Here is a 25,656-nt window from a genome sequence, read left to right as displayed (position 1 = left end):
GTTCCGCGGACGGGATGGATGGTCAGCGACCGGCCCGGCTGGTTGTACATGACCACCGTTCCGGGGTCGGCTGCGGGGCGGCCGAGCGATAGCGTGGCGACGTACAGGCCGAGATGCCGGACGAAACCGGCGTCGGGGCCGAACACCAGGGCCCTCACCGTGGAGTGCAGTCCGTCGGCGCCGACCACCAGGTCGAACCGGCGCGGGGCCGCGCGCTCAAAGGTGACGTCGACGCCGCCGTCATCCGCCCGCAGAGCGGTGATCGAGTCCCCGAACAGGAACTCGGCATCGTCTCCTACAGCCTCGCAAAGGATCGCCGCGAGGTCGGCCCGGGGTACCTCGACGTCGTCGCCGCGGGGCCGGCCGAGTCGCAGCGGGCCGACCCGACGCCCGGATGGGGTCACGAAAGTCAGGCCCGGCGCCTGGGTGGCGGCATCGCGCAGGCGCGGCAGGATGCCCATCCGCCGGGCCACCTCGGTGGCCCCGCCATGCACGTCCACCGGGCTGCCGCTGGAGCGCAATCCCTGGGCGCGTTCGACCACCGTCGGCTGGAAGCCGTGGCGGGCCAGCCAGTACGCCAGGGTCGGGCCGGCGATCCCTGCCCCGCAGATCAGCACCCTGCGTTGTCCCATACCGCCAGCCTAGTGTCCGCGGCGCTACGGTGCCCGGAGCCCTCATCCTGATCCGCGACCCCCAAGCCGCATGGACAAACCCTTCACTTGTAGCCTCAGCGTGAGCAAACTCCAGGACCACGGCATCTCGCCACAAAGCTGCGCTTCCGGTCAATTACCCACACGAAAAACCGCCTTATCTCCAGAATTTTCACACGCCCGGGCACCCACGGATGGAGGGCCTTTGAACAGGCCGGGAAGTTTGTCTCAGCCCCCGGCCTGCCGCCGGTTTGCGGACGGCCGGTGTCAGTCCTGTCTCTGGTCGAAACTGAAACCGCAGGCGCACCGGTAGGTGAGGAGGCCGCCGTCGTTCTTCCCTTCCGGCAATCCAACGGAGGGCGTCTGCCCTGGGGCGACCAACTGCATCACCTCCCCGCGGTGAGTGTGTGTGGCCAGCATCCGCCGCAGCAGCGGATCTGCTGGGAGCCGCTCGGGTGCTGCTCTCTTTAGCTGTGCCATGGCCGGGCTCCCGTATTCAGCCCAGCGATGCGAGGAGGTCGGCGCAGGCCTGCTCACAGCGACGGCAGGCTCCAGCGCACACCTCGCAGTGGCGGTGCATCGAGGCGTGTTGCCCGCATTCATCGGCGCAGGCCCTGCATGCGGTGCGGCAGGCTTGGAGCACCGCACGGGTGATATCAGCGTTGTGGCCCGGATGGCGGGAGAGGATCTTTCCGGTGGCCACGCAGATGTCGACGCAGTCGAGGTTGGTGCGGATGCATTTGGTTAGCTCGGCGACCATCTCTTCACTAAGGCAGGCGTCGGCGCACGCAGTGCACGTCTGGGCGCACTCAAAGCATGCTTGGATGCATTCGACTAGTCTGGCCTTATCGATGCTTCCCGTGCCCAGAGGGTGGGCGTCCAGCATGGACTGTACATGTGTCATTGGTTTCTCTTTTCCAGGTCTATTCAACAGGTCGTGGTGCAGTGCAACGGCGAGACCGTTTTTTACGTCCTGCTGATGGAAAGCTGAACCACCGTGAGCGCCGGAAGATCCGGCTCCGGGGGGACAGCGCTGGAAAGAAGTCCGTCACCGGGCTGCCGCTGGAGCAAAGCGGGCGGGTCCACCCCCCCCTGTCTTCAGCGGGGCCGGTTCGCCGCGCGGAGCCTGCCTCCGTTCGCAGCAGTCCCGCTCCATCGACTCGGGGTCACTACACGGGCCGGCCTGATGGACCACGCGGACAGCCTGAGAAGCCGACGACCGTGCCTCACCCGGGCCGGGTGAAGTTGCCGCCGGAAGAGCCCCTGCCTCAACTCCTTCAGGGCCGGGTGATGGGGTCCCCACTGACTGAAAGGGGCTGTGTCCAACGATGGCGTACCGGCTGCCGTGGGTGTACGAGGCGGCCCCCGTGAGGAGAAGAGCCGCGAGGAAACACACGAAAGCGCTTCGCAGCGAAACGAGGCAGCGAAGCATCCCAAGCGAAGGCCAACTCAGCGCGGCCATCCCCACTTCCTGTTGGACACGTCTACGAGCCTATCTTCGGATCTCCATCCGGTTGGTCACACGTGTATTACTTTTGCCACAGAAGAACCCCGTTGGGTTGCCGGTTCTATGTCTGCCGGGTTCCTATGGAGTCGGCCGTGTCCAGCAGGTTTTTTCGTTCGGGGCCTGAGTAATCCCCGGCGCCGATGGCGTGGCGCATGCGGCCCAGGTGGTCCTGGATCTCCGTCCGGTACTGGCCCTTCCGGTCGCACCATGCAAGTTCGTGAAGGAGCCCCAGGAGGCGGCGCGCGACGGCCGCGTCCGCGGCGCCGTATTGCCGGGGCTGGTTCATCGCCATGTCGAGCAGGTCCCGGAGCGTGGGAAGTGACAGCACCACCCTGACGCGCCCGTCCTCGTCGGTCACGTGCTCCGGGCCGGGGTTCCTTCCCGCCAGCCGGCACAGCAGGGCCGAGAGGTGCCCGATGACGTGCACTGCCGTGGTGGGGTCGTTGATGCCCGGCGAGAGTGCCCGCGCGGCGACATCAACCAGTTGCCGGAACCCGAACCCGACGTCCTGGACGTTGGTGCGTTCATACCCTGTTGCCGCAGCGGCATTGACATCTTTGGCCAGCTTCTCGCGGGCCTCGTGTCCTATTGTTCTTCCCGGTTCGGCCGGCCAGGCGGTAGCGAAGGGAACGCCCTCCACCAGGGAGCTGCCCGGTTCCCGGTCTATCCGTACCACGGCACCGGAATCTTCCACGGCCTGCAGGAGTGCCCCTTTATCCAGCGAAGTCAGGAAGCCTGAGGAGCTGGATTCGACGAGGAAGGCGCCGGACGCCGGGACGGGCTCGGGCCCGCGTGCGGGCCGGTCCTCGGGAAAGACCCGGTCAATGGATTCCCGGGTTTCCCTGTTGACGTTGCGCATCATGGTTTCCACACGGATCTCCCGGGTGAGATGCGCCAGGAAAAGCACCAGCCCGACGACGCTGGCTATGGCAAGGGCGAACGCGAGGGTGACCGAAATTTCCGGTACGAAGGCGGTGTTTCCGTTGCTTTCGTCGCGGACGCTGCGCAGGACCGTCAGCGCGAAGGCGAAGGATGCCAGAAAGAGGGCCAGCGTTCCGTGCACGAACCGGTCGGAAGTGAAGGTCCGCAGCAGCCGCGGCGAGAATTGGCTGCTGGCCAGCTGCAGCGTGACCACGGTGAGCGAGAAGGTCAGGGACGTCACCGTAATCAGGGACCCCGAGATGGCTTGCAGGACCGATCTGGCCGCTTCAGGGCCTCCGCTGAAGAGAAATACACCGACATTCTCGGGCAACTGGCCGTCGACAACGGAATCCAGAGCAGGCAACGCCACACCCAGCACCACGGCGAGGGCAACCGCCAACGCCGGGAGAGGCCATAACTGGGTCCGCAGCGCGTCCAGCCAGTGCGCGGCCCGCTCGTTCTTCAGCAGCGGTCCGCCTGTAGTGAAGGCACTTCAGTCATAAGCTCCTGCTCTTCCTGCCCGAAGGCCAGCTTTCGACGGGCGATTCAGCTTCCCTGCCTACTGTCCTTTGGTTTGCAGCTAACCGAACCGGAAATACCCAGCGTACTGTCAGTAACGTTCCCCTGTCCCTGATATCGGCCGACTACCGTATCGAAGGAGCATGAAGCGTATGTGGTTCGATTCCTGGGCGGATATTCTCCGTGTCCTGATCATCGGTTCAGTTTCGTATGCTGCCCTGGTGGTGGTCCTGCGGGTTTCGGGCAAGAGGACGTTGGGGCAGCTCAACGCGTTCGATTTCATTGTGACGGTCGCCTTGGGATCCACGCTCGCGACGATCCTGCTCAGTTCTGACGTTGCCTTTTTTGAGGGTCTGACGGCGTTGGCGCTGCTCGCAGGCCTGCAGTTCGTCGTCGCGTGGGTGTCCTCGCATGTGCCCGGGGCCAGATCTGCAGTGACGTCCAAGCCCGTGGCACTCGTTGTTTTTGGAGAACTTCAGCATGCCCAACTGCGCAGAAACCGTCTCAGCGAATCTGAGGTGCTGCAAGCGGTGCGTGGCACCGGATCCGGCGACCTCGCCGACATTGCAGCGGTGGTGCTTGAAACCAACGGGACCATCAGCGTCATTCCCAAGAGCAAACTCGGCGATGGGCCTGCTCTCGATAGTGTCCACCATGCTCCGTGGTCCGGACGTTCATGACAGAACAAGGGCCCAGTGCCGAGGCCCCGGGCGCATCTGCGGGAAGCGGCCGGCTTCGCCGAGCTGACGCACTGGCCCGGCGGCTGGACGGGCCGAAGAAGGTCCTGAATGTCATCCTTTCTTCGTGGTGCTCGGCCATCTGGTAGCAACAGAACCGGCAATGGTCAGCGCCTTCACCATCGGCGGGCTCCGGCGTGGTGTCAGGTTTGGTGCTCGAACGCCGAACGGGGCGGTTAGCCTTCGCATTCCTGGCAATATTGGTGACCGTCGTGTTCCCGGGCCATTTGGGAGCGGTGCCGGACCAGGAAGCAGGAGTGGCACGTAAACTCGTCCGCGGCTTGGGGGACGACCTGAACGGTGAGTTCCTCAGCTACGATTTCGCCGCCCGGAACGCCGAGAGCGTCAGCATCATCGGGTGCGTCGAGTTCCCGGACCACGCTGAGCGCGTCAGGGGCGTTGGCGGACTTTAGTGCCTCAAGGGACTTATCCTGCGTTTCCTTAACGTCGGCGCGCAGTTCATCGTAATCAGCGGTCATGATCCGTTCCTCGTTCCCTGGTTGTCGTCCCGAGTGCAACGAATCCGCAGTGGCGCTTGTTCCCCAACTTGGTTCCGGAGCAGTAACGGCAGGCCGGGTTGTGCTGAGGCACGATGCTGGCCACCACCGCGACGCGGAGCATTCCAGCTCCGCGGGAAACTAAGGCAGCTCTCGGCCGATTCCCGACGCTCTTCTGGACGACCGATGCCGGTCGCGCGGCCTATTTGGCGATTCTGCCCACGATCTGGCGGGCCACGAGCCGGTCGATTCCTGGCAGATGGGTGGCCCGTATGATCCAGCGGCGCAGGAGGCGCTGGGTCCGATTGGAGGGGAGGAACGATGACGCGGTGCGCCTCCCGGCGGCCTGCGCCTCCTCGACTACCGGTTTCCAGCGTCGCTCGAATTCGGCGAGGGCTGCGCTGATCCCGTCAGGTGAAGCCACGGGTCCCAGGACGTCCCCCAGCAACGCGGCACCGGCGATGGCGAGTGAGCCGCCCTGACCCGCGAGGAGCGACACGGCCCCGCAGGCGTCCCCCACGAGAACGGTCCGCCCCCTCTGCCAGCCCGGCATGACAACCTGTGCGACGACGTCGTCGTACGGATGCTCGGGGCACAGCTCCAGCAGCCGGTCGACGGCGTGGCCGAGGCCGGCGAACTCGCGGCGCAGCCGCTCCCGCGGACTCCCGGAGCGCTGGTGCCCTGGCGCGTCTGTGGCATCCCGGTAGACCATGAATGCCGCCACCTCGTCCGAGCGGAGGCTATAGAGCCCGGCCATCCGGTCGATGCTGTCGGTGAGGACGAACCGGTTCCGGAAGCGGGCATTCAGGACCGGCTCGGTCACAATGAACGCGGCGGCACGCATGCCCAGGGGGCGCAGGTATTCCTCTTCGGGGCCGAAGACCTGGGCTCGTACACCGGAATGGATGCCATCGGCGCCGACGAGGACGTCCGCGCCGAGCGTCACGTCCGGCGGGTCACCGACGGCGACCTCCACGCCGTCCTCACCGCTCCATACCCGGGAAACCGGCGCCCCGTAACGGATTCGCACCCGGCCGGAGGCCACGTCGTCGAGCGCAGCGAGGGCGGCGCGTTCCATGTCGGGGCGCAGCAGGCTCAGGACCTTCCCGCCGGCAAGCCGGGCGAACTGGTCGTAATCGAGGCTGGAGGTGGGGTGTCCTGTTGCATCGACATATTCGGCGGCCTCGACGTGGTAGGCCACCGCGGCGAGCCGCGGGTAGAGGCCGATCCGCTCCGCCGCCTCCACGCCCGGACCAAAGAAGTCCATCATGTAGCCATCGGGGCGAGGAGCGGCCGATTTCTCGAGGACCTCGACGTCCCAGCCGGCCAAACCGAGCTGGCGGGCCGCGACGAGGCCCGCAATGCCCGCCCCGACAACCACAGCCTTCATGTCCCGCCTCCAACGATCAGATCCGCCGGGCTGAACGAGCCCGGCCGGGAGCACAGGGAGTTTCGCCGACACCCGCCGGCTCATTCTTGACTCATTCCTCGCGGGATGTCCAGCGCGCAGTATTCCGCAGGGGTGTCATCTATCGGTCACATAGATAACGCTCCGCCACGGGTCCGATCCCGGGTTTGTCGGACGGGATGGTCACGTCCCGCTGAGTGGTGGAGTTTCTCGACACTGTGCGGGTCAGCTGGGTTCGATTATGCCGCAGCGAGTTCGGGAATGGGAACCACCTCCTCGACGTGCGCGGCCGCCGGCATGCCGGGTGCGTTGAGTTCCTGCATGGATGCTTCGGAGAGATAGCGGCGGTCCCCGGCTTCCCACTCGTCGTGCTGCTCGACGAGGACCGCGCCGGCCAGGCGCAGCAGTGCGGCAGGGTTAGGGAAAACACCCACAACGTCGGTGCGTCGTTTGATCTCCTTGTTCACGCGCTCCATCGGGTTGGTGGACCAGACCTGCCGCCAATGCTTCGGCGGGAACCCGCGGAACGCGAGAACGTCTTCACGTGCGTCGTGGAGCATCCGGGCGACCTTCGGGTGGGACTTATCCAACATGCGGGCGACCTCGTCGAACTGGGTGTTCACATGCCCGGCGTCGGGCTGGGCGACCACGTTCGAATGATCGACGCCACCATCTCCTGGGCGCCCTTGGGCACGGTGGCGAGCACGTTGCGCATGAAGTGCACGCGGCAGCGCTGCCACGATGCGCCCTGGAATACGGTGTTGATGGCCTTCTTCAGCCCGGTGTGGGCGTCGGAGATGACGAGCTTGACCCCGCCCAGGCCCCGGGTCTTGAGCGAACGGAGGAACTCCGTCCAGAACGCCTCGTTTTCGCTGTCGCCGACGTCGAACCCGAGCACCTCCCGGCGTCCGTCCGCGGCGACACCGAACGCGACGACGATCGCCTGGGACACGACCCGTTGATTCACGCGCGCCTTGCAATACGTCGCGTCAAGAAACACATACGGGTAGCCCAGGGCGGATAGATCCCGGCCACGGAACGCGCCGACCTCCGCGTCGAGGTCGGCACAGATCCGCGACACCTCAGACTTGGAGATCCCTGAATCAGCCCCGAGAGCCTTGACCAGGTCGTCGACTTTCCGGGTTGAGACCCCATGCAGGTACGCCTCCATCACGACAGCGAACAGGGCCTGGTCCACGCGGCGGCGCCGTTCGAGCAAGGAGGGGAAGAACGAGCCGGTGCGCAGCTTCGGGATCTTCAATTCCAGGTCCCCGGCCGTCGTGGACAAGGTCCTGGGGCGGGCCCCGTTGCGGCGCGTCGTGCGCTCATCGCTGCGTTCGAACGGGCCGGCACCGATAAACGCGGTCGCTTCCGCGTCGATCAGCTCCTGGTAGAGCTTCTCCGTGGCCAAGCGAACCCGGTCCGTGACATCGGTGAGTTTCAGTTGGCCAAGCAGGTCCAACAGGGCAGACTGGTCAAGAGCCATCGTGTGTTTGTGTCCTCTCGTGAGATTCCTAGACAGTTCTCACTGACCATCGCACGATGGCTCTTCACGTCAACGAAGCGACGCTCAGAACCCGAGATTTACACCACTCCACGGGACGTGACCGACGGGATAGCAACCCAGGCCGGCAATACCGCCTCGAGGGGGCCATACCTCGGAAATCGTGGAGAAAAACGGTGCCGCTTGAGTCTGCGGCGCTGATTTCGGGGCGGGACCGACTCGGTCAGACGGCCAATGGTGGCGCCGGTGCCGTCGCCGGGGCCGTGGTGTAGGTGGTGCCATCGCGAAGCATCGCCCAGAGGACATTGAGCCGACGCCGGGCCAGAGAAAGCATCGCCTGGATGTGGGTTTTCCCTTCACCGCGTTTGCGGTCGTAGTAGCGGCGCGAGGCGGGGCAGGATTTAAGCGCAGAGAGCCCGGAGAGGTAGAAGACGCGCAGGAGCCTGCCGTCGTAGCGTCTGGGGCGGTGGTGGTTGCCGCTGATGCGGCCGGAATCCCTGGGTGCGGGGGCAAGTCCGGCGACGCCGGCGAACCGGTCCGCGGTTTCAAAGACCGTCAGGTCCCCGCCGGTAGCGCCAAGGAACTCCGCGGCCAGGACGGGGCCGAAGCCGGGCATGCTCAGCAGGGTCCGGGTGTACCGGTGTTCGGTGACCTTCGTGCTGATCAGGGCGTCCAGCTCGGCCAGTTCTTTGTTCAGGGTGATGATCTCCTGGGCGAGGGCCGCGACGATCAGTTCCCCGAGGTGCTGGGCCGGAACGGTGGTGTGCTGGGACTTCGCGGCCTCGACCGCAGCGGCGGCGACAGCGGCGGAGGAGCGGGCGCCGTGTTTCTTCAACCAGGCCTGGAGCCTGGCTTGGCCGGTGCGGCGGATTCCGTCCGGGGTCCGGTGTTTGGTCAGCAGCAGGAGGGCGGCTTTGGAGCGGCTGTAGTCAAAGGCCCGCTCCAGGGCCGGGAAGTACTCGAGCAGCTGGGCCTGGAGCCGGTTGATCGCCCGGACCCGGTCCGCGGACTTATCGGCCCGCCGGGCGGTGAGGATCCGCAGCCCGGTACTGATCTCATCCCCCGCCCGCAGCGGCTGCAGGTCCCGGCGCATCCTGGCCTGGTCAGCAATCACAGCGGCGTCTTTCGCGTCCGTTTTGCCTTCCCCGCGGTAGAGCTTGGAGGCGTGGTGGACGATCCGGCCCGGAATATACAGAAGGTTCTGGCCGTGGGCGACGAGGATGGCGATCAGCAGCGCCGGGCCGCCGTGGTTCAGGTCCGTCGCCCAGATGACCTCGTCCCCGTCGGCGAGTTTGAGGACGTTGGCGATGAGCTCCAGCAGGGCGGGTTCGTCGTTGGGGATTTTCTGCGAGAGCAGACGGTTTCCGTCGGCGTCGATCACGACGCAGTGATGATGGGCTTTGCCGGCGTCGATACCGGCCCACAATTTCGCCAAAACAAACCTCCAGTCTGTCGGATGGGTGAAATCCCAGCAGATAACCGCGCCGTCGTGTCCTTATCCGGCGATCATGTCGCGTCTCTCAATCAGCGGTCGGGTCATCGCGGAGAGTGCGGGCGGCCAATCCTTCGGAGCCGTCACGACGTGAATCGTCCGGCCACAGCAACAAAGCCATACCCGCCTCCCCTGGGTAGCCACGACCCTACAACGGCCACGGAACCACCCGTCAACACCATAAGGACAGCAACAAAAAACGTCGCAGACAAGGCAGGGCCAGGGTCTCCGGAGCCCTGCGACGGCGACCCTGGCCCCAACAGCGGCCGCGCCAGCGGACGCCCTTCTTCGGTGCGAGCCCTGCGAGCATGCCCTTCCTGCTGAGTAGGGTGAGGCTATGAGTGATCGACCACCGCGTTCCGGCCGCCCACACCGTGCGCCGCACGGTGCCGGGTTGGAGTCTCCGCGGATCCTGAGGTTCCTGGCCGTGCTGTTCACGGTCGCTGCAGCAGGATCGCTGGTGCTGGTGGTCCTCGACCGCGCCATCGGCCGGCCGGCGGCGGGCGATGTCTTCATCACGGCCCTGAATTCCCTGGCGGCTTTCGTGTTGTGGCGCAAGTTTTCCGAACAAGCGCGGACATGAGAAAGGGCCGGCACGTGGCCGGGCCTACCTGGTGGGCAGGCCCAGCCGGACCGGCTTAGGTGTTTTGGCTGCGCCGGGTCTTGGAGACGGCGCGGCCGGCCGCTCCACAAACGCACCACGTCGCAGCCTTGCCTCCGCATGATTCCGGCCCCCGTGAACGCCCGAACACGCGCCGTGGTGCCGGCGTTTCCGCGCTCTTGAAGGTGTTCCGTTCTTGCTGCTGCGGGAGTAGATTTCGAGCAACCGGTGAGACCTACTCGCCCACATTCAAAGGTGGACACCATGGCCGACTTCGACTTCGAAGCCGCAGGTCGCCTCATCGGCGGTAGCGGACGAGAGACGATGCCGTACGAGCTCTCCAACGGTGAATCCGAGATTCTCCGTGTCGTCGGTTCGAAACGACCAGGAGGAATCACGTCAGTCGGCGGCGACCTTGTCCTCACCAACCTCCGGGTGATCTTCACCCCGCTGAACACGAGCGACGTCTCGAAGCTCCTCTCCTTCGGCCTCGGCAAGGCAGGCGTCGACGGGAACATCGTCGGGCTCGTCGACAAAGTCCAGGAAATGATCGGAACAGCGGCGCCCATCGGGCCGGGAGCGCTGTCAGAAATTGCCAGCATAGAAGCCGGCTCCGACGGCTCGTTGTTCAAGCCGCCGACCTTGATCATCCGAGGGACTGACGGAAGCTCTGCGGAGGTCGGTGTGGTCGCGAGCCGACTCAGCATCAACTCTTCCCCAGAGAATCGCACCGCCCGTGATCGGTTCATCGAAGCTGCCCGGCAACAGCTCGCTCAGTAAGCTCACCGGGCCGGCACCGGGGCGCCGGCGCTCGTTCAGCTTTTCGGGGCCGAGAGCGCGGAGAAGGCCAATGACTACAAAGCGACCATGTCGTTGGTTTGGAGGCCGGGGACCACCTATCGGGCGTTATTTCCTTCGTAAGCTGTGTACCCCCAGTGCCCGGCGAGCATCCCGCTCCCGGCACCCAAAACCGCGCCCAGCGGCCCGAACGTATTCATGGCTGCATCTACAAAAGGCAACACCCAACCCACAGGTGTACCGCCGTACTTGCCGTAGGGAATCGGCACCTCGTAAAAGCCATAACCAATCCAAATGGCCAAGAGTGAGCCCACAAAGAGACACACTGTGGCGACGATGGCGACCTGGACTCCGCCAATGTCCCCGAAGGGTTTGGTCGCGATGACGAAGTAAAACGCTGCCACACCAAAGGAGAACGCAAGGGTGGCAAGAAATACACCGAAGAATGTTCGCTGTTCCGCCACGGCCGGGGCCATAAGCCCGGAGACAGTCGGGCCGCCGAGAATGACGATCACCGGCCAAACTTTTCCCAGACCGGTTGAAACGGCCTTATCTGCCTTCTTCTTATCGTTGAGAATCCGACGGTATGGGTCATTCTCAAGCGAATCGTCCAGCGCCATGCCTCAGTATGGGGCTGCCCCTGCGCCGGTACAAGCCTTTAGCTCAACTGGACAAGCGCCAGGGCGCGGCACGTCCAGCACATTGGGGACAGTGCTCTATCTGTGGAGCAGACGTCGTGCTAGCTTTCATACACCATTCCTAGCGGAAGGACTCGTCATGGCTGACCTCAGCGCCGACCCATCGAAGTTGATGGTCATCGTTCCCGGTCTGAGGAAGACGAAAGTCCAGTCGTTGGTGGACAAAATCCAAGCGACACATCCGGATTATCGCGTGAAGCTCCTCCCGCACAAACTCCATCCGTTTAGCCTGCGGCGGACGCTGAACCAGGCGGTGTCCGAACTTGCACGTGAGATCCGAGGCCTGTCCGGTGAGAACGTCGGCAAAGCGAAACACACTACTGAGGTCGTCTTGGTCGGGCACAGTCTTGGTGGCATCCTCATTCGCGCCGCATACCTGTATGGGCTCGGCTACGACCGTGAGACGGCCGACGACTCTGAACCACACGATTGGGCGAAGAAGGTCACACGCATCGTGCTTCTTGGCTCACCGAACACAGGTTTCCGTGAGCAGAATCTTCCTGGCGGGTGGGCATATCCCTTCCTCGCAGGGCTGGGGTCGTTTGCACTTGAATCCGTCCACGCTGGCGCATTCTGGATCGCGAACCTCCGGCTCCGATGGCTAGAAGTGATGCGGAAGCTGTGGGCGGAGCACTCCGCCAATCCTAGGATCGCATTCACACCACCGCTGATAGTCCAGGTGTACGGTCTCAAAGATGATGTGGTCGCCCGCGAAGACATCGATGACAGTAAATTCATGCCCCACACGGTTAGCTCCGAAGTCAGCACCGGCAACCACGGGGAGTTAGTTGACCTCACAGATCCCGCCACTAAAAAGAGCAGGTGGCCTGAGCTTGAGCATGCCATCTTCGGACAGCACGCAAACGCTGACGTCTTTTCAGCGGCATCCTCGGACCCGGTCTACTTCATCCTCCACGGAATCCGCGCATCGGCCTACGACGACTGGATCAGGGATTTGAGGGAAACACTTCAGCCGGGGCAAAAAGAAATCGCACTCGCGGAACGGCGGCCAAAGGTAGTTGAGCCCAACTACGGGTTCTTCAGCGCGTTCCAGTTCGCAATCCGAGGCACGCGACGCAGCAATATCCATCAGTTCCTCGATCTCTACCTGGCTGAGGTGCTAACCCATCAATCAGACGGATTCAGCTTCATCGGGCACAGCAACGGCACCTACATGATGGCTAACGTCATGAAGAACGTCCGCGCAGTCCGATTCCGCCGGATCATGCTCGCCGGTTCCGTTCTACCGCCCACGTTCGACTGGGCGAGACTCTTCGACCTTCAGCAGATCGGATACTACGACGACGATGTCTGGCACCACGGCCAAGTGCACAACGATCGGGCTCGAAAGGACTACCCGGTGGGGTTTCTCGCCAACGGAATGAGGGGGCTCTTCTTTCGCGATGTGGGAGCTGCCGGGTTCCGGGGATTCGAGGGGGTGCAGGCGCTCAACGTCACCTATCACGAGCACACCTACCCGAAGGGGCACGGCGCAGCCCTTATGAACCACACCAAATACCCGCCACGGATGCCGGAGATCGCAAACTACCTGGTCAACGGCGTGACCTGCCCAGAGCCCCTCGACAACATCTCAAAGCCCTTCGCATGGCTTAGCCGCATGGCGCCATACCTCATGTTCGTCCTCGCGGCCGCGCTGCTCTACTTCCTCGTCGTCGGCTTCATCGCACTGCTCGGGACAATTGGCTTGGGGTGGGCAATCGGGATCTACGTTGCTGCGCTCGGACTCACTTACATGGGGCTCCGCACCTTCTAAGTTCGTTCCCGCCGCACAGTTGCGAGACCGAGGCGCGAGCTACGCGCATTGGACCGAATACACAGCACACAAGACAGCGTCACCCGCGCGGTCACGCGGCGGACGACCGAGCCCGGGGGCGGTCAGGGCAGTGACTGCAACGCGGTGGTCCTCGGCCCCCAACGCTGTGTGAGTTCCCGGCGCAACGGAAGACGAAACCTCGGAACGGGGTTGCGGCTATGCCCGGATGATCAGAGCATGGCGATAAGCGCTATCTCGGCGTTGGGCATGGCCGGCCATGTTCCTGAGTGACGGTGGCCCTTCCTCGAAGGCACGGGAAGTCAGGCGCGTCCCTCGCCGCAGCTCAACGCCGGGGCGCGGCCCACTACTGGTTCGTTTGGCCCCGGTCATCCTTGTCCGGGGTTTCCGGCACGATGCGCTGCAGGAGCGCGTCGTGGGCCTTTTGCAGGGTCTCGGCCCGGGCCTCGGCCGCGGCCACCCTGGCCGCTGCGTCGGCCGCGGTGCTGCTGGCCTGCTGTTCGGCCGCGCGTGCCTGCTCCAGCTGCGCCTGAATCGCCGCCGCCTGGGTATCCAGTGCGGTGACCCGGGCGGTGAGTTCGGCGACGGCGGCGTCTTTCTCGGCGCTGACCTTGTCCAGGTCAGCGACGAGTTCGGAGATCTCCAGGCCCAGATCCTTCTTCTCCTGCGCCCAGACCGCTTCCGCAGCGGCGTGCCGCTCATTGGCCAGGGCGGAGGCTTCGGCCCAGCAGGCCCCGGCCAGGCGCGCGGCCTGTTCCAGCACCGTTGCCGGCGTCGCGGCGAGACGGCCACCCGCGGCCTGCTTCTCCTCCACCCACTCCTTCAAGTAACGGGTGGCATCGGCGTTGCTCACACCCGCCGCCGCCCGCACCGTCGAGACGGTCGGCCGGCGCTCCGCACTGATCTGCTCCGCAGCAGCAAACACACGGTCTTTCACACTCAACGCCACGGCGATAACCTCAAAAAGTAGTAGGAGTAGGAGTAGTAGTAACAAAACTACTACTCCTACTACTTGACGGCAATACCGCCGCCGAATTCGACGGCTTTGTCAGCCCTTTCCGCTTCCGGCAGCTCATGGGCCCGGCGGCGGGACCCAATAGCCCCCGCCGCTGCTGGGATCCACGTTGCCGGCCCGTCTTGCGGGGGCCGTGGCAGGATGGGCTCCATCATGGACAGGCGGTTACGGCGCGCTCCGGACGCGGAATGGGTGCTGATGTACCGGCTCGGACTGGGCCGGAAACGCATCGCCGAGCTCGTGCGGGTCCCTCCCGCCGCCGTCGGGTATCACTTGGTCATCGCCCGCCGCCGGGATCCGGGCCTCGAAGCCGCCCACTACGCCGCTACCGGCGCCACAATCGGCCCCTCCCCCGCGGACTTTGCCCGGATGGAGGAGATCATCGACTGGATCACGGCCACGGGCCGGCTCCCCCGTGACCGGGCGGCTGACAAGGGCGAACGTTCGATGGCCCGGTGGCTCTCGGAGCGCCGACGCGAAGCAGCCGACGGCACCTTGTCCCCGGCCTACCGGGACAGCCTCGCCCAGGTCCCCGGGTGGACGGGGAACCCCAGGGCAATTGAGGATGAATCCCGGTGGCATGACCGCCTCGCCCAGCTGGTGGACTTCCGCGCCGAAGGCAACGACTGGCCCCGCCACCACGACTACGCCTCAGAACGGGAGCACACCCTCGGAGTGTGGATCCACACCCAGCGATACAAACGCCGCCGCACCTACCTCGACCCGGCCAAAATCAAGCTCCTGGATGAGGCCGTCCCCGGCTGGCAGACCGGGAGAACCCGGGGCCGACCACCCCGCACGTGACCGCCTCGGGTTGTGCCCATTGTGGACAGGTGGAGCCCTTCGCACAGCTCAGGCTGTCCCCACTGGCGTGCAACCCGTCCCACCGGAGACACAGGACAGGAACACGGATCGCTGAAACGTCGTAGCCGCCCTACATACTTAGATCTGCGTGGATCATGCATCAGGTGCAATACCGCATGGTTCCGCTTTTTTACGGCGCGCCTATTCGAATATATGTTCTAAGGTTGTGTTATGGGACCGGAGCAGGCGAGCAGGCTGCAGGCGCAGTATGCGCGGCGGGCCGGCCCGATCGGGCTGACCGTCGAAGAGCTCGATTTTGAGCACTTCCCCGCCAAGAATGGGTTCCCCGGAATCCCCGTGAAGGCATGGATCCGGTTTCCGAACTGTGCGGAACTGGTGGACGGCGAGGTGTACGCCTGGACGGCCAAGGCCGTGGAAGTGACGTGGAAGGACGGTCCGGTGACCTACCGGACCTGGGTGTGGAGTTCGGCGGTCACCCGCCGGGAAGAAATGATGACCAGAAACTTGGGAGAGCGCGTAAACCGTGACAGCAGTAGCGAATGAAACAACCCTGGACGTTGACGTTGACGTCCGGTTCACCCCGGCCGGCACTCCCCTGGCCGTCCGGCACGAGGGCCGCATCTGGGCCGTCGCCGCCGACCCGGTGCACTGGTTCACCAGGGACGCCTGGTGGGACACACAGCGCACGGCGGCCGTCGGCAGCGGTGACCTGGTGAGTATCGAGTTCTGGCGGGTGCAGGTACGCCTCGGCTCGAACTCGGCCCTTCGGACTTTTACGCTGCGCCGGAATCCACTCTCCACCCAGTGGCTGCTGGAAAGCATCAGCGACTAGGCCACAATGACCCCTCAAACGATCAGTGATCAGACCTGGGCGGCGGTCCAGGCTGAGTTCACTCTGCCGTCCCTATCGCAGGTGCGGCGCCGGCTCTCCGAGGTTATGGAAGACCCGGAACCGGTCATGCGCGAGCTCGTCCGCGTTTTCATCGACGACGGGACCTTCTGCCCGGGGTTCCAGTTCCTCCCCGGCGGACAGCTCCAGTCAACCGTCACAGCGCTCTTCCGCAGAGCCATGGAGCTGGACATCCCGCACAACTACTTCACCCTTTGGATGATCACCCCATCCCGGGCCCTGGCCGGGACCCGCCCCGTCGATCACCTGAAGACGAACCCCGCTCCCCTGCTCCGAGTGCTGGAATCCTACCGTTGGCGCTAGCGCCAGGCCTTGACGGGACCGGCGGGGTGCGTAGCGTTGGCCCATGGGACGCATCTACGACAACCCGGACCTCACAGCCCTGACACTCACGCGGCTAGCCGCCGAAGAATCCGAAGGACCCGGTCCCTTGGAAGGGCGCATGCGTGACTACCTGGACGACCTCGAACATCGCAACGGCCCCGGGTACCTCGAACTGGTGGCCATCACCCTCGCCCGGGTGCACTTCAAATCCATCGACGACCTGGCCCGCACCACCGGGACCGACGCTGCAGAGCTTCTCGACGCCGCCGAAGTGGAGGCTCTGGAGGGTTTCTAGGTTCCGCCAGGCATAAGTTGTTCTGGTGGAAATTACCGGCACGATCCAAGCACCCGACGGCAGCTACGAAAGCGTCAGCGTACAGGGGACAACCCATGAAGACGCCCGCGAAGCCCTCACCAAGAAGATCCCGGAGGGACACAAGCTCCTTGCGATTCGCACGGACCGCTAAAGCTTGGGCCCCTCAATGGCGGCCGTCGCCATTTGCGTTATGTGAAGGCTTGCCTACTGTCCAGTCTTTCGCTTGCGCCGGGTTTCCCGCTTCGGTTGCCATCTTTGAGGTCTGCGCGAGGTTTCTGTTGAACTCGCGGCCTGCACGACTTCTGTGGGGATCAGATCGAATGCTAGCTGTTGCGGGTCTCTTGCCGGAGAGCCTGGCGCTGGAGACTCTGCCACTTGTGGCTGGACTTGCCGCCAAGCGGAGCTGGAGCCCGCCTTACCTGGGACCCTCTCGATGCTCCCGGCATCTTGCAGGTTGTAGAACCGCTGTTTGACTAGGTTTTCCGACTGGATACCGGTGATGTCTCGCGCAACCCTGTTTGTAATCTCCGGGTGGCTCTCTAGGTATTCCAAAATCAGTTCTTCAGGTCGGGCAAGGGGGGTATGTCCTATCTTCACAACGAAGTAATTCCCCTCGAACCTAAACTCCGGAGCCTTCAGCTTGGCTTCCTTCATCTTGGCGAACGCTGTCTGGAGGCCTTCGCCAATGTCCTTATTTGGCGGATCAGGATACTTGTTCAGGAGCCGCACGAGAGTGCCATTTCTTGAAGCTCGATCCGTAAAGATGTTCTTCAGAGTGATGTGCCCTGGAAGCTTCCCAGGGCTGTGTACTTCAACTCGGTTGTTGTAGATGTAAATGAGGATGTCATCGGCCAGGTTGTAATCGCGGTGAATCACGGCGTTGACGATAATTTCCTTCAGAGTCTCTGGAGGATACCGTGTTGGTACGAGCTGGCCAGAGGAGTCCAGCGTCTGAACAGCCTGAATCTCAGTCGAGACAGCGTCTAGGGCTAGTTCGATCAGGACTCTGGCTGGCCCCTCCAGGGATTGAGGAACGCCCTTGAGATAGTCTCTGTTGAACCCTTCAAGGTCCGTTTCGTATCGGGCAATCTTAATCCCGCACCTCTTGTTGAGGATGCTCTGAGGCTTGTCGGCATACAGCAGCGCTGCCGAGACCTTCATGCCCTCAGTTTTTCGGTTGTACAGCCGCTCCCTGCGCAAGAAGTCGGCCGGCGGCATTGCTGGGCTGACACTGGCTAGGAAGTCCCTGAGCTCCTGTTCCTCAATAGCTTCATCTAAGAAGTAATCACCCAGTTCCTGATCTTCGTATGATTGTGCACCTTTCGAAAGGCTGAGGTTCACAATCTCCTGCCCGTGAATCTCCGTGGAAGCTGCATGGTGTCTGACATAGACCTTGCCAGCCGCCGTGTAATGCACGTCAGCACTCTTTGTGATCGTCACCAGGCACACGAATCCCTTGGATTCCTGTCCCTCAATTTCTAAGTAATCCACGGAATAGGGGATTTGAGGGAGGCAGTCCTTCGCAAGCGCCTGATGGACTGGATTGAGGTCTTCGATAGTTGAGTAGCCCTGCCAGCGGTCCAAGTCGTCTTCCGACGTCTTGGCATCCTCGATGCCTAGGGCAAATTCGCCTCCGTCGCCATTAGCCAGGGCTACGGCAATCTTCTGCACCACGCCGCCTTTGGATAGCCGGCTCTTCACATCCCAAAAATGTGATTCCTCTCGGGCTAGCAGTACCAAGGCTTCGTCTGCTGAGATCGCTCGTCGTTCCAATGTGGCCCCAATATTTGCTCGTGGTCAGTAGCTGGTTCGTCGATCCTATGTGAGCCGCTCTGCCTGCCAGGCAAGACGGAAGCGCATAGTCGCCACCGTCTCAGTTCCTAGGAACCGGGACGCCACTGGTGGCACACCCCCTGGCCAACCCGGAAGCCGGTGTCGGACGAAGAACCAGTTGATGGCGTTCGACGCACCGATGGTCCGCACCCGCGTCAGTAGAGTGAGTCCATGATTACTTCTCGGTACACAGCGCCGGCCTGCATCGCCTTTGCCGGGCTGCTTCTCGCTGGCTGCGCAGCGCCCATGTCCCCGACAGCCGAGGAGACTTCAACACCGTCGACTTCGACGGTGTCGACATCAGCAGCTCCGGTCAGCACGCTGACTGATGCGGAGCGTGTGACCAAGGCGGAGGCCGCAGTTCAGGCTGAACTTCCCAATGCGCCCATCTGGAAAGGCATGACTTTCAAAGGGGTCGTCGTTGACGAATCCGAGATCTGCGTCGACCGCACCTGGGCGCCAGGAGGAGGTCCGGATCATCTCGGCGGGAACGCAGGGTACGTCGTAGTCAGCTTTCCTGCGGTCGCCCTGGGCAAGCCCAAGGACGGAGCCTGCGCAGCCTATGCACCAGCAGCCACAAAAGCACCGGCCAAGGTTGAGGTGCCCGCTGCGGTAGCCAAAGATCCAGGTCTTCTTGTCAGCACCACTTTCGGAGATAAGTGGCCCCTGAAACTTCCTTACGTCGTTGCCCACTGTCAGGGCATCACGGTGGCCGGCCGCCCCCTCAAGGTGGCCACCCTCGATGCTCCGGATGGCAAGACCTACGCAGCCAATGGCACAGCCAAGGATCACGGCAACTATCTCGACATTGATCCAATCTGGGCGCCGAATCCGGATGTTTCCGGTCTGAAAATCGACATCAGCCCAGTCATTGATGCCGCTCTTGCACTGTGCAGTTGACCCTCGCGGCTTCTCGGCTGCTGCCCTGGTCACGCGTTAGGGCTTGGGACATCCTGGCGGGACTGGCGGGACACTTTCCCGCGGATGGCGTCCTCGTGCTGTCTAGAGTTCGAGCAACAGGGTGTCTGAGCCGCCGTTGCGGCCGACCTTGCGGAACCCTAAACGCTCATAAAGCAACCGCGCCCGGTTCCCCTCTTCGACGCTGAGGCTGATTGCGCGTAAGCCACGGGATGAGCCTTGCCCAATCAGACGTTCCATGAGGGCCGTTTCCGGCTCCGGTGCCGCGGTGGCCGGTCAGCACACCGATGGTCAGTTCAGGGATGTCCGGGGCGACGAAACCATAGCCGGCGTCTTCGCCAGCGAAGATGCGGCCCCAGGCAGCGCCGACAGGTGTTCCGTCTGCTGTCTCGGCCACAACGCCGAAATCTCCAGACCGGGGCCATCCTTCGGGATAATGCGAGAGTTCGGGCGTATTCATGAACTGCTCGTAGGTGAAGCGGGCTTCTCCACTCCAATTCATCGCTTCTAAGCCCACAACCGTAAGTGTGTTCAGGTCCTCGGCGGTTGCTTCGCGGATGATCACTGCCCCATTGCCCCGTGATCATCAGGCTAACGCCAAAGCTCACGGTCAGCTGCCGTCAGGTCCTCTCGCCGTCCATCTGTCCCACTTCCTTAGAACCGGGACAGCCTTGAAGGGACATTCCCCTGCGGATCCGGATCCGCTATATTCCGCGTAACCTGACTGTCCCGGATGTTGTCCCAAAACCCGCGCCACAAACGCCCGTCACAGAGACAACTTTCGGTACCTCCGCCGGTGATCTGACGGTAAATGTAAAAGTCGGCCGGAGCTGCGCCTCTCTGGTGCCCGTCCCCCAGTTACCGGCCACACGTACGGACTGGACCTGCCGCGAGACGCGACACGAAGCCTGCAGCATGTGGTTGAGAGCCACTGCAGCGCCTTCCTCATCGGGCTACAAGCTTCGGCCCTACGCGGGCCAGCCTGATCGCCATGAGACTCGTCTACGCCCCGGAGCATGGAATCATCGCGTTCACCGTTCCTGGAATGGCCGCATTCATCCACCGACAGCCACACCCCTAAACCAACCCCGTTGCTGTGGCATGCTTAGCAAGCGAGCCGGGGACGGTCCCATTCACAGCTGAGTTCTGGAGAAGCCACCCGGCCTCGGCCGCACCGCCCTCCGCTGGACGGAAGCCGATCGGCCCACCGGACAAACAAACCAAACAAAGCTTGCATTGATTGCTCAGCTCGTGAGTCAAGGAGAGTCAGAGTCGTGGCCGATAAGTCTTGGGTTGATTTTGCCCAGTTCGCCCTTAACCTTTTCCTGGCGATAGTCACCATCTCCTTATTCGTCCAGGGAACGAGGGACAGGCGACGGATAGCTGAGGACCGCAGACGCGAACAAGCGTCCAAGATCAGCGTTCATCGGTTTGACCGCACGGAGCAGTCCGGGCCCAGTTCCTGGCGCGTACTCGGCACGCGTGTAGAGATCCGCAATGATTCGGACGCTTCAATTTCGAGAGTCCACGCCGTCCACCTGACTTTGCCTTGGTGGCACGACTATGTGGACGCCCGCGGCAAGACCGGCATTGACCCTTACCGAAAGCAAGCCATACGCTTCGCCGGCCATGCCGAGCCCGGTGTCAACGACATTTCGATCCCTCCGGGGCAGAACGTTTACTACGACGATGCCCCTCTTTCGGGCCAATCCATCCTGCTGCACTTCACTGACGGTGCGGGTATTCAGTGGGTCAAGCGCGATGGCCAACTCTGGAGGTCGACCAAGGACGAGCATTGGCTAAGTCGCCTGTACCAGTGGATGTATTTCAACCCGGGGATGCGATGGCTCGTTAGCTGGCTACTCCCTTACGCGCGCTGGCGGTTCAAGAAGACGGCACCGCATGTCCCGTTCTCGGCTCGGATAGCTACGTTTCTTATGGACGGCCCGCCCGTGCCGGGTGGTGCGAGTGAACCGTGGCTGATGCCTCGAAAGGCTCCGAAGAAGGACTGGCTGTATCAGGAGTGGATCAACGGAATTTACTTCGATCGCGCACACAGCACAGATGCTCTTACTTGGCACGCAGACGCTACGGATACGGAGACGACTCAACCCTGAGGCTGCGTCCCGTCACGGACGGGCAGCTCGGGTGTCATTTTCAGAACTCGTCTGCACGGAATGTCAGAAGTCGTCTGCACACATCCCAGATCGGGAACAATTCGCACTCTTGGCCCTTGTCGCGTTGGCTCACCATGCTTCGGACGCAAGTCGGTACAGACGGACGAACGACGCATAACGCTGCTGTTCGAGCTGTGCAAGACTCTGACTGAAGCCCAGAAGACCGCAGCTTAGGGAGAACTTTGTCGCGCCCAGCCTCTGTCCGTAGGTCCCACCGAAAGGCACGGCAGGCGGTGAACCTTCTCGAGGATGGAGCGGTCTTGGAACCGGGCTGGTTCCGTCGTTACAGACCTGGGAGTTCCTCGACAACCTCCAGATTGATGACTTCGGCGTCGATAATCTCGGCCTCTTCGGTCCGGTGTCCTGGCTTAGTCAGCTCCAGGCTGGCGATGGTACTGGACGCGTCTGACGTTCCCGCCGTTGAGCTGGCGCTGGCTGTTCGGCGAGCTGCCGGTTGGGACTGATCCCGTCAGCACGGCAGTAGGGTAGGTCCCGGAAGGATCCTTTTCTGAGACGCAAACAGTAAAGCCGATGGTGGCTGTATTGGACATTCCAAAGAAGCCGATCGCCAGAGCGGGGGGGTCGTCGCCGGTGGCAACGACGCTTGGGGCAACGGCCTCGAAGAATGGGACTAAGAGATAACCCGCGATCCCAGCCGAGGAACCCCGGGAACTCACGGGTTATCTCTTATCCGGAGGAGGTGCTGGGGGGCAATCCAAGTCCCGATGGGCCTCAGTGAGCTTCAGCGAATCGAGTCCTCGGCGCTTCTTCCGACGAAGAAGGTGGGTCATTGGTTGGCGTTACCGTCTCCTCCCCAGTAACGGAAGTCTTCCGGATATGCTTCGTGCAATGGTGCATCTTGAATATCCTCGCCTTCGGCCAAACTGTGCTCGGCTTCGAGCTTCACGACGTACATGATCCGATCCTCTATTCCACCAAAGACGTCCATGAGCCGTTTTGCCCTGCTACCGTCGCGACGAAGGTCGCTAAACGTGCCTATCCGCCAATCAGACGCCCCCGCCCTCCAATCCGAAGGGCAACCGAGATAGGGCAAGTCCGATTCCGCGCCTTGGAATGCCCACGCCACAGAATCCATTCTTTCCTCGCGGGAGGGATCCTTTTCGCTGGCCTGCAATAAGTTCTGAGAGTCCTCGAGTTCAGAGACTTTATGCTCCCATTCGGACTCGTCGGCAAACAGATAGAGTCTGAGGAACTCCAAGCGTTCATCCGACAGCGCGTCCGTCGCCACCGTCAGCGCCTCGTCGAAGGTTCTGTCGATGGATGTCCGGCCCCAATCCTTAGACCAAATGTCGTAGAGACGTTCCTGACTAATTTCTCCTGAAAACGGAAGTTCAAGTCCACTGGACCAGTCGAAGGGTATGGGGAAAGGATCGAGATCCGGCGAGAAAAACCCGTGCAGTCGCCCAAACTGAATCCAGTTGACCGCTTCCCGTAGGAGAAATAGGTGAAGCACACCTTCGCCTGAACGGCCGTGAGGGTCGTCCTTCACGTCCGTCCAGGCGCGCCCATAGTGGTCGTCAAGAAACTGAATCTGCGGTTCAACGTACGCGGCTTCGAATGATCGAAGACGGTATTCCTGGGCACGACTCACGTTATCTGCCCGTCTCTACGAACTGCCATGGCCTGGGGTAATTGTCATCGGGTTTGCAGACCGTGAGGTGTGATTGGCCGTCCTCCGAATCCCTGAACGCGTCTGTTGAATACCATTCGGCCATTACGACGTCATCCGGATTGGCCCACAAAATGCGTGCCCGAAGTGCTGGCACTTGACTTGTTCTACAAAGCTCTTCAGTTCGTTCTTTCGTGCCAACGAGCGTGGATGATCCTGGCTGTAGGTCCGTGTAAGCGGAGGACATCCGAAGCCGTATTTCAGCCCCCCGCAACCATCCAAGAGCCTCGGCTAACGCTAAGAAACCAGCTGGGCGGAAACCTGCACTAGCCGGGCTGAAAAGTCGCGTCTGCGCGCTTAGCAGGATCGGAAGCGCAGTCCCTGGTGTTTCGTTCACCCAATGTTGTGCGGCGTCTACAAGCGCACATCGTATGACTAGCCCTCCTAACGAGTGTCCGACGAGTATCAACTCCTCATAGGGTGTCGAGACGTCATCCCGCGGCGCCACCCCCTTGACGTTCATGGCAGGAGGAAAGGGTATCGGGTAGAAGTCTGGGAGCTTCCTTCTCAGCCGATCAGCTACGGACGTGATGTTGTCCCTAGTGGATTTGTATCCTACGAACAACATGTCGGACTCCTGCCACCACGGACCCACTCGCCCGCTCTGTGGAAACTGTTCCCATGTGGATATCGAGTGCCCTCTGAAGCCATGAACGAAAACGACTAAGCGTCTCGCCCTTTCACGGGAAACATGCATCACCCATGAGGGTTGGTCATCATAAGCGACAGTGAACGCCAAATGCGTTTCTGCGTCAGGCATACCCGGATTTTAGACCCAAAGCGCAGTCTGTGGCACCCCTGAGCTGCCTATTTTCTCAACGGTGCGGAGTACAGCCAAACCGCGGCCCTGGGATTCGTGGCCGCCCGACTCGTGGAAACCTGCCTCATTTTCGTCAGCGTCGTCAGCCTGCTCACGATCCTCACCCTGCGGAACGACGTTGTCGGCACCGCCGGGACGGACTCCGCCTCGCTCGTCACAGCCAGTCACAGCCTCATGGCAACCTACAACTGGACATTCCTGCTCTCCCAAAGCCTGATGCCCGTGGCCTGCGACCTGCTCCTGGGCTACGTACTCTACCGCTCCGCCCTGGTGCCCCAGATCCTGCCGATCATCGCATTCATCGGCCCGCTGCTCCTGGCGTCTGACGTCGCAATCTACTTCGGCGCCTACGGCTCGGTGTCCCCGATCGCCGTTCTTGCCGCACTGCCCGTCGCCGTGTTCGAACTGTCCCTAGGCATCTGGCTGATCGTCAAAGGTTTCAAGCCCCCGCTGACCACCGACCACGCCGACACCAGCCAGTCCACAGCAACCTGAGCGTCGGAGGAACGACCCCGCTTTTGTTGACCCCCTCGCCTAAGGCTGGTTGACTGTACCGCCCGCTAAAGGATCCCCTTGCGGGCTGCGCCAAGCGCCAAATAGCGCCGTGAAAAAGCCGCCATTTATCGCCGAAAGTCACAGAGCGTGACCTGAAAAATCATGAACCGACATGAGTGGCCGATCGGAGCGCCGACGGCTCATCAAAGGATTGTTTGATGAGACACACCCATGTGTGTTGCCTGGGATGTGGGTTGTAGCGTCGGGAATCGGCCACAGGCTGGGTTGGTTGAAGGCGCAGTGGATGCCCATGCTCTGTCTGGAGGCCACTCCCGGCCGAAGGCTGGGCACCGCCTCGGTTATTGCCTTCGCTCGAGAACAGGCTGCCGAAGCTCCGACGCGTCCGCTCAGAGCGGGATTGCATGGTCTTGGCACCTCCCGGTTCCTTGATCACTTAGAGTCTTGTATCCAATTGGACGCACTGGTAAGGAGCATGATGGACGAATCTCTCACTGGAGACACCTCCGACCCCGCAGGGGAGGGATTGATCCGCAATGACGGGTTTCCTGGGCAAACCGAGGAACAAAAACGTGCGATGGAGCAGTTCGCGCTCATGGTGCAGACACCTGAGTTCCAGGCAGCCATGGAGGCGATGGGGAAAAGCGTGAAGGCCAAGGTCTCCCGCATCTACGATGCGGTTGCGCCGATCTTGGAGAGCACTCGCAGGCTTGCCACCCGTTTGGCACCTGTTTTCGCGGCATTCGCTGAGAATATTGGCCCGATCCTCCAGCGATCGGTTTTGCCAAACTGGAGGCTTGTCGAGCTTCCCGATCCGGAACTGATTAGGACGATTCTTGAGGATGAGGGGATTGCATTGGCTTGGGTTCCTGCGCCGGCCGTTCTCAAACGACTCATAGCGGCCCGCGGTAAGCAGGCACGGAGACAGGTGATCGGATCTTCTTGGAAGGGGATCGTCAACTCATGTCTCACCGAGCTGGAGGAGATCGACGACAATGAGTTGCTCGCCTATCGCAACTTTGCCCAGGAGTCTGCCGGTGCCCTCCTTGGCGGCTTCCCGGGATCCTCGCAAGCACTAAGGGCTCGCCAGTAAATAACACGTTGTTATGACGGCGTGGCGGGGTTGAGGGTGTAGTTCCAGTCGCCATGGAAATCGTGGCGGGTGATGGGCAGGGCCGCCATCTCGGTGTC

25 protein-coding genes and 2 pseudogenes are annotated in these 25,656 nt (G+C 62.5%); 15 read left to right on the top strand and 12 right to left on the bottom strand.

Going from position 1 to position 25,656, the window contains the following annotated elements; translation table 11 throughout:
* From J9611_RS18615 to J9611_RS18605, 3 genes are all read right to left on the bottom strand, one after another.
* The coding region (locus J9611_RS18615; protein WP_211882392.1) for an FAD-dependent monooxygenase at nt 1-632 on the bottom strand (632 nt) is incomplete at its 3' end.
* A gap of 514 nt (nt 633-1,146) precedes the next feature.
* The gene (locus tag J9611_RS18610; protein WP_211882390.1) at nt 1,147-1,554 is read right to left on the bottom strand and encodes a four-helix bundle copper-binding protein; all 408 of its coding nucleotides are present in this window, start codon (nt 1,552-1,554) and stop codon (nt 1,147-1,149) included.
* Between the two features lie 664 nt (nt 1,555-2,218).
* Nucleotides 2,219-3,508 carry a DUF2254 domain-containing protein gene (locus J9611_RS18605; protein WP_281414599.1) on the bottom strand — a complete coding sequence of 430 codons (1,290 nt, stop codon included), beginning with the start codon at nt 3,506-3,508 and terminating at the stop codon, nt 2,219-2,221.
* 241 nt (nt 3,509-3,749) lie between these two features.
* On the opposite strand from J9611_RS18605, the gene J9611_RS18600 reads away from it, so the two are divergent.
* On the top strand, nt 3,750-4,277 hold the full coding sequence (locus J9611_RS18600; RefSeq protein WP_211882388.1) for a DUF421 domain-containing protein: 528 nt from the start codon (nt 3,750-3,752) through the stop codon (nt 4,275-4,277).
* 233 nt (nt 4,278-4,510) lie between these two features.
* Here J9611_RS18600 and J9611_RS18595 read toward each other — a convergent pair whose 3' ends face one another.
* The 4 genes and pseudogenes from J9611_RS18595 to J9611_RS18580 form a co-directional block, all read right to left on the bottom strand.
* On the bottom strand, nt 4,511-4,813 hold the full coding sequence (locus J9611_RS18595) for a DUF4193 domain-containing protein (protein WP_211882386.1): 303 nt from the start codon (nt 4,811-4,813) through the stop codon (nt 4,511-4,513).
* Between the two features lie 220 nt (nt 4,814-5,033).
* Nucleotides 5,034-6,221, bottom strand: a complete 1,188-nt coding sequence (locus J9611_RS18590; RefSeq protein ID WP_211882384.1) for an FAD-dependent monooxygenase — start codon at nt 6,219-6,221, stop codon at nt 5,034-5,036.
* Nucleotides 6,222-6,478: 257 nt separating this feature from the next.
* Nucleotides 6,479-7,725, bottom strand: a pseudogene (locus tag J9611_RS18585) (IS256 family transposase).
* A gap of 241 nt (nt 7,726-7,966) precedes the next feature.
* Nucleotides 7,967-9,178: an IS110 family RNA-guided transposase gene (locus J9611_RS18580; RefSeq protein ID WP_211882382.1), complete on the bottom strand. Its 1,212-nt coding sequence runs from the start codon at nt 9,176-9,178 to the stop codon at nt 7,967-7,969.
* 394 nt (nt 9,179-9,572) lie between these two features.
* Here J9611_RS18580 and J9611_RS18575 point away from each other — a divergent pair, with 394 nt between their 5' ends.
* Together J9611_RS18575 and J9611_RS18570 are read left to right on the top strand one after the other, a co-directional pair.
* Nucleotides 9,573-9,818: a hypothetical protein gene (locus J9611_RS18575; RefSeq protein ID WP_211882380.1), complete on the top strand. Its 246-nt coding sequence runs from the start codon at nt 9,573-9,575 to the stop codon at nt 9,816-9,818.
* 282 nt (nt 9,819-10,100) lie between these two features.
* Nucleotides 10,101-10,616 carry a hypothetical protein gene (locus J9611_RS18570; RefSeq protein ID WP_211882378.1) on the top strand — a complete coding sequence of 172 codons (516 nt, stop codon included), beginning with the start codon at nt 10,101-10,103 and terminating at the stop codon, nt 10,614-10,616.
* Nucleotides 10,617-10,732: 116 nt separating this feature from the next.
* Here J9611_RS18570 and J9611_RS18565 read toward each other — a convergent pair whose 3' ends face one another.
* Nucleotides 10,733-11,254: a hypothetical protein gene (locus tag J9611_RS18565; protein WP_211882376.1), complete on the bottom strand. Its 522-nt coding sequence runs from the start codon at nt 11,252-11,254 to the stop codon at nt 10,733-10,735.
* Nucleotides 11,255-11,411: 157 nt separating this feature from the next.
* Between J9611_RS18565 and J9611_RS18560 the strand changes: the two genes are divergently transcribed.
* A complete protein-coding gene (locus J9611_RS18560; RefSeq protein ID WP_211882374.1) occupies nt 11,412-13,106 on the top strand; it encodes an esterase/lipase family protein in 1,695 nt (564 codons plus the stop codon).
* 364 nt (nt 13,107-13,470) lie between these two features.
* Here the strand turns inward: J9611_RS18560 and J9611_RS18555 are convergent, their stop codons facing one another.
* Nucleotides 13,471-14,073: a DNA-binding protein gene (locus J9611_RS18555; protein ID WP_211882372.1), complete on the bottom strand. Its 603-nt coding sequence runs from the start codon at nt 14,071-14,073 to the stop codon at nt 13,471-13,473.
* Nucleotides 14,074-14,292: 219 nt separating this feature from the next.
* Between J9611_RS18555 and J9611_RS18550 the strand changes: the two genes are divergently transcribed.
* The 6 genes from J9611_RS18550 to J9611_RS18525 all read left to right on the top strand — a co-directional run bounded on the left by J9611_RS18550 (nt 14,293) and on the right by J9611_RS18525 (nt 16,665).
* On the top strand, nt 14,293-14,943 hold the full coding sequence (locus tag J9611_RS18550; RefSeq protein WP_211882370.1) for a helicase associated domain-containing protein: 651 nt from the start codon (nt 14,293-14,295) through the stop codon (nt 14,941-14,943).
* Between the two features lie 231 nt (nt 14,944-15,174).
* Nucleotides 15,175-15,507 carry a hypothetical protein gene (locus tag J9611_RS18545; RefSeq protein ID WP_211882368.1) on the top strand — a complete coding sequence of 111 codons (333 nt, stop codon included), beginning with the start codon at nt 15,175-15,177 and terminating at the stop codon, nt 15,505-15,507.
* Complete coding sequence (locus J9611_RS18540; RefSeq protein WP_307857151.1) at nt 15,488-15,796, top strand: hypothetical protein; 309 nt, start codon at nt 15,488-15,490, stop codon at nt 15,794-15,796. The genes J9611_RS18545 and J9611_RS18540 overlap by 20 nt, the downstream gene beginning before the upstream one ends.
* A gap of 6 nt (nt 15,797-15,802) precedes the next feature.
* A complete protein-coding gene (locus J9611_RS18535) occupies nt 15,803-16,177 on the top strand; it encodes a hypothetical protein (protein WP_211882366.1) in 375 nt (124 codons plus the stop codon).
* Between the two features lie 43 nt (nt 16,178-16,220).
* Entirely contained in the window at nt 16,221-16,493 is a 273-nt protein-coding gene (locus J9611_RS18530; protein ID WP_211882364.1) for a hypothetical protein, read from the top strand.
* Between the two features lie 25 nt (nt 16,494-16,518).
* Complete coding sequence (locus J9611_RS18525) at nt 16,519-16,665, top strand: hypothetical protein (RefSeq protein WP_211882363.1); 147 nt, start codon at nt 16,519-16,521, stop codon at nt 16,663-16,665.
* A 53-nt stretch (nt 16,666-16,718) separates the two neighbouring features.
* Here the strand turns inward: J9611_RS18525 and J9611_RS18520 are convergent, their stop codons facing one another.
* Nucleotides 16,719-18,254, bottom strand: coding sequence for an ATP-binding protein (locus J9611_RS18520; protein WP_246528035.1), 1,536 nt, complete (start codon nt 18,252-18,254; stop codon nt 16,719-16,721).
* Nucleotides 18,255-18,638: 384 nt separating this feature from the next.
* On the opposite strand from J9611_RS18520, the gene J9611_RS18515 reads away from it, so the two are divergent.
* Entirely contained in the window at nt 18,639-19,247 is a 609-nt protein-coding gene (locus J9611_RS18515) for a DUF2511 domain-containing protein (protein WP_307857150.1), read from the top strand.
* A gap of 166 nt (nt 19,248-19,413) precedes the next feature.
* On the opposite strand, the gene J9611_RS18510 is transcribed toward J9611_RS18515, so the two are convergent.
* Nucleotides 19,414-19,830, bottom strand: coding sequence for a GNAT family N-acetyltransferase (locus J9611_RS18510; RefSeq protein WP_246528034.1), 417 nt, complete (start codon nt 19,828-19,830; stop codon nt 19,414-19,416).
* A 366-nt stretch (nt 19,831-20,196) separates the two neighbouring features.
* Between J9611_RS18510 and J9611_RS22930 the strand changes: the two genes are divergently transcribed.
* Both J9611_RS22930 and J9611_RS18505 read left to right on the top strand, forming a co-directional pair.
* Complete coding sequence (locus J9611_RS22930; protein WP_504742110.1) at nt 20,197-20,346, top strand: DUF8462 domain-containing protein; 150 nt, start codon at nt 20,197-20,199, stop codon at nt 20,344-20,346.
* A 193-nt stretch (nt 20,347-20,539) separates the two neighbouring features.
* A complete protein-coding gene (locus tag J9611_RS18505) occupies nt 20,540-21,382 on the top strand; it encodes a hypothetical protein (protein ID WP_211882360.1) in 843 nt (280 codons plus the stop codon).
* 847 nt (nt 21,383-22,229) lie between these two features.
* Here the strand turns inward: J9611_RS18505 and J9611_RS18500 are convergent.
* On the bottom strand, nt 22,230-23,054 hold the full coding sequence (locus J9611_RS18500; protein WP_211882359.1) for a hypothetical protein: 825 nt from the start codon (nt 23,052-23,054) through the stop codon (nt 22,230-22,232).
* A gap of 916 nt (nt 23,055-23,970) precedes the next feature.
* Between J9611_RS18500 and J9611_RS18495 the strand changes: the two are divergent.
* Nucleotides 23,971-24,447: pseudogene (locus J9611_RS18495) on the top strand (DUF4386 domain-containing protein); the annotation flags it as partial.
* Nucleotides 24,448-24,940: 493 nt separating this feature from the next.
* Entirely contained in the window at nt 24,941-25,558 is a 618-nt protein-coding gene (locus J9611_RS18490; protein ID WP_211882358.1) for a hypothetical protein, read from the top strand.
* Nucleotides 25,559-25,656 lie beyond the last annotated feature (98 nt).

Source organism: Pseudarthrobacter albicanus (genome assembly GCF_018224015.1).
In the GTDB taxonomy this organism is placed as follows: domain Bacteria; phylum Actinomycetota; class Actinomycetes; order Actinomycetales; family Micrococcaceae; genus Arthrobacter; species Arthrobacter albicanus.
The sequence above is the reverse complement of the archived record's forward strand: the minus strand, read 5'-3'. Positions and strand labels throughout refer to the sequence as shown.

Excerpts from the sequence above, each read along its gene's own strand:
- J9611_RS18550 (WP_211882370.1), top strand. The coding sequence starts at position 14,293 with ATGGACAGGCGGTTACGGCGCGCTCCGGACGCGGAATGGGTGCTGATG.
- J9611_RS18575 (WP_211882380.1), top strand. The coding sequence starts at position 9,573 with ATGAGTGATCGACCACCGCGTTCCGGCCGCCCACACCGTGCGCCGCAC.
- J9611_RS18570 (WP_211882378.1), top strand. The coding sequence starts at position 10,101 with ATGGCCGACTTCGACTTCGAAGCCGCAGGTCGCCTCATCGGCGGTAGC.
- J9611_RS18590 (WP_211882384.1), bottom strand. The coding sequence starts at position 6,221 with ATGAAGGCTGTGGTTGTCGGGGCGGGCATTGCGGGCCTCGTCGCGGCC.
- J9611_RS18565 (WP_211882376.1), bottom strand. The coding sequence starts at position 11,254 with ATGGCGCTGGACGATTCGCTTGAGAATGACCCATACCGTCGGATTCTC.
- J9611_RS18610 (WP_211882390.1), bottom strand. The coding sequence starts at position 1,554 with ATGACACATGTACAGTCCATGCTGGACGCCCACCCTCTGGGCACGGGA.
- J9611_RS18490 (WP_211882358.1), top strand. The coding sequence starts at position 24,941 with ATGATGGACGAATCTCTCACTGGAGACACCTCCGACCCCGCAGGGGAG.
- J9611_RS18595 (WP_211882386.1), bottom strand. The coding sequence starts at position 4,813 with ATGACCGCTGATTACGATGAACTGCGCGCCGACGTTAAGGAAACGCAG.
- J9611_RS18535 (WP_211882366.1), top strand. The coding sequence starts at position 15,803 with ATGACCCCTCAAACGATCAGTGATCAGACCTGGGCGGCGGTCCAGGCT.
- J9611_RS18560 (WP_211882374.1), top strand. The coding sequence starts at position 11,412 with ATGGCTGACCTCAGCGCCGACCCATCGAAGTTGATGGTCATCGTTCCC.
- J9611_RS18530 (WP_211882364.1), top strand. The coding sequence starts at position 16,221 with ATGGGACGCATCTACGACAACCCGGACCTCACAGCCCTGACACTCACG.
- J9611_RS18545 (WP_211882368.1), top strand. The coding sequence starts at position 15,175 with ATGGGACCGGAGCAGGCGAGCAGGCTGCAGGCGCAGTATGCGCGGCGG.
- J9611_RS18600 (WP_211882388.1), top strand. The coding sequence starts at position 3,750 with ATGTGGTTCGATTCCTGGGCGGATATTCTCCGTGTCCTGATCATCGGT.